At 45.3% G+C, this 5,065-nt stretch carries 4 protein-coding genes; all 4 read left to right on the top strand.

What is annotated here, in order from left to right:
• Positions 1–735 (top strand): hypothetical protein (locus ACN0T0_RS20355; RefSeq protein WP_417228699.1); only part of this gene is annotated, 735 nt, incomplete at its 5' end.
• 1 nt (position 736) lies between these two features.
• Positions 737–3,478 carry a Z1 domain-containing protein gene (locus ACN0T0_RS20350; protein WP_417228697.1) on the top strand — a complete coding sequence of 914 codons (2,742 nt, stop codon included), beginning with the start codon at positions 737–739 and terminating at the stop codon, positions 3,476–3,478.
• A complete protein-coding gene (locus tag ACN0T0_RS20345; protein ID WP_417228695.1) occupies positions 3,462–4,427 on the top strand; it encodes a PD-(D/E)XK motif protein in 966 nt (321 codons plus the stop codon). Before ACN0T0_RS20350 ends, ACN0T0_RS20345 begins: the two co-directional genes overlap by 17 nt.
• A partial coding sequence (locus tag ACN0T0_RS20340; protein ID WP_417228693.1) for a hypothetical protein occupies positions 4,420–5,065 on the top strand: 646 nt, incomplete at its 3' end. The genes ACN0T0_RS20345 and ACN0T0_RS20340, both read left to right, overlap by 8 nt.

Raw genomic sequence — 5,065 nt, 5'->3', positions numbered from 1 at the left:
CATCATAAAAAGATGACTCGTGAAGAATGGGACGAAACGGGAGGTCCCGAGGGCCATTTGAAATCCCAAGGTCTTTATATTTATCGGGAGAATCGACTCATCATATCCGGAGGTTGGCTCGGGCTAGCCCGACAGACCGAGCTGACCAAGTTGTGCCGGATTGCTGTTGATATACCTAATACGATGGATTCTGATTGGAAAATTGATGTCAAAAAAGCTTCGGCCCAATTGCCCCCCCAAGTACGCGAGCGTCTGAAAAAGGTAGTTGAACATTTTGTTGGTACTTCGAAACGCACATATCGAAGGCGAGGCCAACAGTTGGTAGACGAGACGAAGCAGCCTATTTGGAACCGACTTCAGAAAGATGGGCAAGTTTTCTTCCGCCCAAATAGCGACCATCCGGTTTTTAGAGCATATGCAGCTCAACTTCCAGACGATCTGAGGGAGGGGTTCTATCGTTGTATGAGGATTATTGGATCGGGGTTGCCGATTGAAACTTTGCATGCCGAGTTGGTGGGCAATGCTGAGTCGGTGATTGCAGATCAAGCTGACGAAGCAGATCTTCGACTATTGGTTTCATCCATGGTCGAGGCATTGACCGGCTCAGGTATTCCGCCTGATGCTGTGCCCGGTGTAATGCAGAGCCATCCAGTTTTACGTGACAACTGGTATGTGGTTAAAAAGTTGATCCAAGATTACGTAGGTCAACCAGATTTTCCTGATACAAGGGTTTAGCATGACGGTCAGTAGCCATGATCAACTAATTAACGTTGTCGAATCTGCTTTATTCAATCAACCGCGAAAAACGGAAGAGGAATTACGAGGTCTGATTGGAGCTCTCGCTAAGGCTGTTGCTCCAGGTTTAAACCCCGACGCGTTGGAGCAAGTTGCTCGAGAAATAGAAACGAAGCAGGGCATCAAAGCAGGTTTGGGAGCCGTTGTTGATGGGGACGAATTTGAGCCTTGGCTAGATGATGCAAAGGTTAAAATCGAACCGTTCTATTGGCAAAGATATCAGAAGCTTCTGCTGCAAAACGGTCTGCCCAGAGACGTCGTTACGTCTACGGACAAAGTTACCGATAAAATCCTAGGTCGGTTAGGCAATCCTGAAAAGCAGATGGCGTGGGATCGTAGAGGCATGGTCGTAGGACATGTTCAAAGCGGAAAAACGGCAAACTATACTGGGCTGATTTGTAAGGCCGCAGATGCGGGATATCGACTGATTATTGTGATTGCTGGGATTCACAACAATCTTAGAAATCAAACCCAGGCGAGAATAGATGAGGGCTTCATCGGCCGTGACACCGGGCGTAGTCAAGAGCGACGCAATGGAGGTGCTAGGCATAAAATTGGGGTGGGATACTTTGATTTCAGTAGAACGCCTGTAAGCTTAACAAATACAATTAAAGACTTTAACAAAGAGACTGCATCTACGAATACCAGTGAAATCGGCTCCTACCAAGTTCCAGTAGTATTGGTGATCAAGAAAAACCACCGAACACTGGAAAATCTTTTAGATTGGCTGAGAGGTAATAGGGCAAGGGGTGATCGAGAAATGATTGATCAGCCCATGCTACTTATTGATGATGAAGCTGATAACGCATCCATAAATACGGCATACAATAAAAAGCTAATAACAAAAATAAATGGTCAAATTCGAGATCTTTTGAGTATGTTTCATCGGAGTTGTTACGTGGGATACACTGCGACCCCGTTTGCTAATATATTTATAGATCCTGATGAAGATGACAAGATGTTTAACGAGGATCTTTTCCCAAGAGACTTTATTATTGGTTTGGACGCTCCTACAAATTATTTTGGTCCTTCAAAAGTATTTATCGATGGTTTGCCTGATGATGATGAGCCAAAATGGCTGAGGTATATAAGCGATAATGAAGACATCTTGCCAATTAAGCATAAGATAGACCATGTTCTAGACAGCCTTCCAAGGTCTCTTTTGACGGCTTTGAGAACGTTTTTGCTATCCCGGACAATAAGGAATTTGAGGGGAAGCGAGTCAGCACATTGTTCAATGTTAGTCAATGCAAGCCGCTTTACTGCCGTTCAAAGCAAGTTAAGAAACCGAATTCACGAAGCGTTAGATCGCATCAAAGATTCGGTGAGGGTTAATGCTTCGCTTGGTACTCCCGGCTTGTCCGACCCTGAGCTTTCTGAGCTCAAAAAGGTTTGGCAAAGAGAGTATTCAGAAACAGAGTTTGAATGGGTAGACGTGCAAGCAGCTTTGTTCGAATCGATCGCGGCAGCGAAGGTGGTTGAAGTCAATAGTAAAGCTAATGATCTTGATTATTCGCAAAGCGGTGAGAGAGGCCAAACAGTTATCGCAGTAGGTGGGTTTTCATTATCCCGAGGCCTAACGCTGGAGGGTCTTACTGTAACCTGGTTCCTTCGAAACACCATGATGTATGACACATTAATGCAGATGGGGCGATGGTTCGGATACAGAGACGGTTATGAAGATCTATGCAGGATATGGATGCCAGAGGAAGCAATAGACTGGTACGCATTTATTGCCGAAGCGTCCGATGAGCTGCACGACGAGCTTAAAATTATGGAGCAGGCAAAGGCAACGCCGAGAATGTTTGGTTTAGCGGTCAGAAGCCATCCTGCGTCTCTATTGGTTACTGCAAGAAATAAAATGGGTGCAAGTGCCAAGGTAATAACAAAAGTTGGTTTATCAAATCAGTTTATAGAGACAGCTAAAGTTAGTATTCATCGAAAAGACATAGATGCAAATAAGCGAAATGCCAAGTTGTTTGTTGATAGTTTGTTGAAACTAGAAAATGATTTTGAGAAAAATAAGTGGGGATATTTGTTTAGGGATGTTCCTGTTCGTGAAATTGATCAATTTTTAGCGGGTTGGCGAAATGCAGAGCAAAGTGTAACGACAGATACCCCTCCAGTTCGTGAATACATTAATTTGCGATCACAAGGTGAGCTGGCTTTTTGGGACGTATTGGTGACGAGCAAACAAAGTGGTGAAGAAGATAGCTGTTTGGATCTGCCAATAATTCCGGCAGAGCGAACAGTGAGTTTTGGAGAGCCAAAGCTGCATTACATGGCCTTTAGTGGTAAAGGCATGCGCCTTGCTTCAAGAGGGATAGAAAAAGCTGGCCTTGGCGACTCTGAGATCATTGAGGCGGAATCTAGTTACTTGAACAAAAATAGAGATAAGGTTGGCAAAGGGAAAGTGAACTTTGCCGACAAGATCTACCGAGCGGTCAGGAAAAGAGGGCTTTTCATACTCCATCTTGTTAGCCCAAAAATACCGGAACAGCAAAAAGCCGAACATCAGCACGATCTTATGCCAGGCGAAGCTGTAATCGGATGGGGAATAAGCCTTCCTAGGTCTTCTCGAGCAGAGGAAACCGTAGAGTATGTCGTGAATTCCGTTAGATACAAAGAACTCTTTGGCGATGAGGATGAGGATCAGGAGTCTGATGATGACAGCGACAAATGATCCTTGGAACAAGCTGACCAATGATGAAGCTCGACGTGTAAATATGGCTGGTCGGTTCGACTTTTTTTGGGTTGTCCTCGAAAAGCGCACACCGGGATTGATGCTCAGGCTTCCCCAGTTGCCACTATCACCTCCAAAGCTACCAAAACTGAAAAATCTGAACCTATCTTTTAGAAACGCTGGTTCTTCACCGGCGTTTGTAATTGCTTTGAATGAGCGTAGTCAGATCGAGATTTTCGAGACGCTATGCAGAGATGTGGTCGCTGCAGGAGAGGCAGCAACCAGTATTGATGACGCTTTGATTCGATCAGTTCAGCGAACCCAACGTTGGCACTATTTGTTGAGGGGAGGAAGTAAAAAAGGCCTTTCCGTTGAAGAGCAGCGGGGGTTGGTGGGAGAACTGGCTTTTCTTAGAGAGCTGGCTGTCGGACTAGGTGCTGACTCTGCAATCGAAGCGTGGAAAGGTCCATCAAAATCATCGAAGGACTTTGAATTTATCGGATGCTGCATAGAAGTTAAGGCTCGCAGAGTTGCGGCAAAACCATATGTTTCGATCTCATCCGAAGAGCAACTAGCCGATGTAGAAGGCTGCAGGCTGTTTCTAAAAGTATTTAACATTTCGTCTGCAATTTTGCCGGACGGGCTCAGTTTGCATGATCATGTAAAACTTACTGCTACACATTTTGAAGATTCGATAAGTGTGTTCGACCAGTGGGAAGAAGCGATCTTCGCAACTGGATATGATCCGGAAAATGATTATTCCGCGAGACGTTGGCATCTTGGAGAATCCCAAACCTTTGAGGTTGTTGAGGGGTTCCCGCGGGTTGCTGTACCACTTCCTGTTGGTGTCGGGATGGTGAGGTATTCACTGTCTCTTGAAGCTTGCTCGAGTTTCGAAACCAAGGTCGACTTAATCAAAGTAATTAAGGATGGTCCGCTTAATGACTGAACTACTTGAATTCCATCATCAACTAATCGCTGATATTCAAGGTGATGCAGATGCTATGGGACTAGTAACGGCAGAAGCCTTTTTTGAGAAAGTGGCTGATTTGCTATCTGAGGCTGGTGAAGTCGATGAGGCTGACCGAGCATATTATGAGGGTAAGTATTCAGTTCATCAGATGCAGGTAGATGGGTACGGTGGAGATCCCAGTGATAATTCTGGCGTCTTGACCTTAATTATCTGTGATTTTGGTCTGAGTGATGAGATTCGGGTCTTGAACAGACCGCACGTAGAGCGGTTGCAGAATCGGCTTTACCGGTTTCTTGTTTCTAGTACGAAGCCAGATTTCAAAAATCAGCTGGAAGAGACAAGCCCAGGTTTTGGGCTGGCTGATCTTATTTCAACGCGTTGGAGCGCTATTGAGAAGGTCAAACTAGTAATCGCGACGAATGGTAACTTTAGCGCGAGGTCAGATGCCGAGGCTCTTGACCCAGTTGATAGCAAACCAATCACGTTGAGTGTTTGGGATCTCAAACGTCTTAAGCAGTTTATGGATCAGGGGCAGGCTCGAGCTGATCTGCAGATTGATTTTGAAAAGGATTTTGGCGGAGGAATACCTCTTTTGAAAGCCTCTGGAGGTGATG

It is taken from the genome of Amphritea sp., from assembly GCF_048266285.1.
GTDB lineage: Bacteria > Pseudomonadota > Gammaproteobacteria > Pseudomonadales > Balneatricaceae > Amphritea.
This window is presented reverse-complemented; position numbering and strand designations above follow the sequence as displayed.

Coding starts and splice junctions, on each gene's coding strand:
- ACN0T0_RS20350 (WP_417228697.1), top strand. CDS start 737: ATGACGGTCAGTAGCCATGATCAACTAATTAACGTTGTCGAATCTGCT.
- ACN0T0_RS20345 (WP_417228695.1), top strand. CDS start 3,462: ATGACAGCGACAAATGATCCTTGGAACAAGCTGACCAATGATGAAGCT.